This window comes from uncultured Ellagibacter sp. (genome assembly GCF_934636505.1).
Lineage (GTDB): Bacteria > Actinomycetota > Coriobacteriia > Coriobacteriales > Eggerthellaceae > Ellagibacter.
On record NZ_CAKUAL010000125.1, the window covers coordinates 1 to 2,356 of the forward strand.

At 61.8% G+C, this 2,356-nt stretch carries 2 protein-coding genes and 4 tRNA genes; 4 read left to right on the forward strand and 2 right to left on the reverse strand.

Going from position 1 to position 2,356, the window contains the following annotated elements; all coding sequences use genetic code 11:
* Positions 1–58 precede the first annotated feature (58 nt).
* Together Q0G18_RS09350 and Q0G18_RS09355 are read left to right on the forward strand one after the other, a co-directional pair.
* Positions 59–135: transfer RNA gene (locus tag Q0G18_RS09350), tRNA-Pro, on the forward strand.
* Between the two features lie 18 nt (positions 136–153).
* Positions 154–229 (forward strand) — tRNA-Arg (locus Q0G18_RS09355).
* 206 nt (positions 230–435) lie between these two features.
* Here Q0G18_RS09355 and rdgB read toward each other — a convergent pair.
* Together rdgB and murI are read right to left on the reverse strand one after the other, a co-directional pair.
* Positions 436–1,053: an RdgB/HAM1 family non-canonical purine NTP pyrophosphatase gene (gene rdgB, locus Q0G18_RS09360; RefSeq protein WP_297152423.1), complete on the reverse strand. Its 618-nt coding sequence runs from the start codon at positions 1,051–1,053 to the stop codon at positions 436–438.
* A gap of 9 nt (positions 1,054–1,062) precedes the next feature.
* Positions 1,063–1,956 (reverse strand): glutamate racemase, encoded by an 894-nt coding sequence (gene murI, locus Q0G18_RS09365; RefSeq protein WP_297152426.1) that lies wholly within the window; start codon positions 1,954–1,956, stop codon positions 1,063–1,065.
* A gap of 226 nt (positions 1,957–2,182) precedes the next feature.
* On the opposite strand from murI, the gene Q0G18_RS09370 reads away from it, so the two are divergent.
* Positions 2,183–2,259: transfer RNA gene (locus tag Q0G18_RS09370), tRNA-Asp, on the forward strand.
* A gap of 20 nt (positions 2,260–2,279) precedes the next feature.
* Positions 2,280–2,356, forward strand: a tRNA-Asp gene (locus Q0G18_RS09375).

The following is a 2,356-nucleotide window of genomic DNA, read 5'->3' on the forward strand; positions in this document are numbered from 1 at the left end:
GAAAGTCTTTCCGGCGGATTTCGATTCTTCTGCTATAATCGATGCCGCTGTGCAGCGTCGGGATGTGGCGCAGTTTGGTAGCGCGCCTGCTTTGGGAGCAGGATGTCGCAGGTTCGAATCCTGTCATCCCGACCATTCGATTGCCCGCCATGTGCGCCCATGGCTCAACGGATAGAGCATCGGACTTCTAATCCGACGGTTGCAGGTTCGAGTCCTGCTGGGCGCGCCATTTCTTTTCGCAGGTAAACAGCTGTCTCTTTCCGAAAATAAGCGGTTCGCTAAAAAATTGGAATCAAATAAAATGTGCCACTCGCGTGCTGTTTGCGAGTGGCACAATTCTTCATTTCCAATGATAATCCAGGCAATTCGTCCGAAAAGGCAAGGCGCACGTCGCGAGGCTTGCGGCCTGAAGCCTGAGGCCTGCCGGCGTCGCTGCTACGAGAGCTTCTCGCGCAGCTCAACGAGGGCGTTCCCTCGATGCGAGATGGCGTTCTTCTCCTCGGGCAGGGCCTCTGCCAACGTGCGTTTGAAGTCGAGGACCTCGGCTAGGAAGAGCGGATCGTAGCCGAAGCCGTGTTCGCCTCGCTCCTCGTGCCCGATGCGGCCTTCCACCGTGCCGTGCGCATTCGTCTCGGCGCCGTTCTCATCCAGAAAGACGAGCGTGCACACGAAGCGCGCCGTTCGCTCTTCATCGGGGGTTTCGCCCAGCTCGCACAACAGCTTCGCGTTGTTTGCGGCGTCGTCGCCATGCTCGCCGGCGTAGCGCGATGAGAACACGCCCGGCGCGCCGTCGAGCGCGTCGACCTCGAGCCCCGAGTCGTCCGCGAGCACGGCGACGGGATGCCCGAGCGTCTCTTTCGCGGCCTCCCAGGCGGCTTTTGCCTTGATGCGCGCGTTGCCGAGGAAGGTGTCGGCGTCCTCGGCGGGGTCCGAGGCGATGTGCGCCTCTTTGAGCGTGCGGAATTCCCATCCAGGGAAGTCGAGGGCGTGGGCGATTTCCTCCGCTTTGTGAGCGTTGTTGCTCGCAATGATGATGATTTTTGCGTTCGACATGGGGATTCCTTACGGTAGATCGACGTGGTTGACCCGGCCGATGGCGTGTCCGAAGGCGCGACCGCCGAAGCGCTCGAAGCCCTCGATGTCGGTGCCGGTCGTGTTGAACTCGTAATGCGCAACGGCATCGGGGCTGGCAAGCTCTCCGCGGCGGGCGAGTATCTCCGCCACGTCGATCGCGGTTTCGTGAGCGGACGAGATGAGTGTAACATCGCGTCCGATTACGCCTCCGATCAGCGCTTTCAGCAAAGGGAAATGCGTGCAGCCCAGCACGAGCGTGTCGATTTCGCAACGGCGCAGCGGGTCGAGGTAGTCCTGTGCGATTTCCTGGAACGCGGGGCGGATATAGACCTTCGACGCAAGCGAGGTGAACTCCTCGATGGGGCCTTCTGCCATCTTGATGCCCTGCTCGGCGATGTCGACGAAGCGCGGTGTGGCCGTGGAGAAGACGGTGATGCCGGCGTCGATGTGGCGAATCGCCTTGGTGTAGGCGTCGGATTCCACCGTTGCCTTCGTGGCGATGACACCCACACGGCGGTTCTTCGTTGCGTGGGCGGCGGCGCGCGCACCTGGCTCGACTACGCCGATCACGGGCACGGGCAGCGTTTGCTGCGCGTGGGAAAGGCCCGCCGCTGTTGCCGTGTTGCAGGCGATCACGATCATCTTCACGCCGCGGCTCACGAGCCACGACCCGATTTGCTGCACGAATCCGTCGACCTCGGAAAGGGGCCTGGGACCGTAGGGGCCTCGCGCGGAATCGCCCAGGTAGATAAGGGATTCATGCGGCAGTTTCTTCGCGATGTCGCGTGCGACGGTAAGCCCGCCGAAGCCGGAGTCGAAGATGCCGATAGGCGCATCGCTTGTGCGGGTGAGAATGGGTTGGGTGTTCGCTGTGGGTTCCATGCCTGGAAGTATACCCCAGCTGTTCGAGCGTGCTCGGTGCACCACAATATGACCAACGGCTTGCGCGTGGAGCGTGCGAAGGAGCCCGCGAGCGGGCGTTCGTTGGGCGGGCCGTGGGGCGCGTCTCGCCGCGGGATGCGTGCGCGACGGCAATTCAGAAAAAGTTGAAAAAAGGGGCTTGCGCGCTTTCAGGGGCTAGTGTATTCTAATCGGGCTGCTGAAGCACGGGGTGTTAGCTCAGTTGGTTAGAGCGCCGGCCTGTCACGTCGGAGGTCGCGAGTTCAAGTCTCGTACATCCCGCCATTTTCTTCAGTCGCCCGAATGGGGTGTTAGCTCAGTTGGTTAGAGCGCCGGCCTGTCACGTCGGAGGTCGCGAGTTCAAGTCTCGTACATCCCGCCA

Excerpts from the sequence above, each read along its gene's own strand:
- murI (WP_297152426.1), bottom strand. The coding sequence starts at position 1,956 with ATGGAACCCACAGCGAACACCCAACCCATTCTCACCCGCACAAGCGAT.
- rdgB (WP_297152423.1), bottom strand. The coding sequence starts at position 1,053 with ATGTCGAACGCAAAAATCATCATCATTGCGAGCAACAACGCTCACAAA.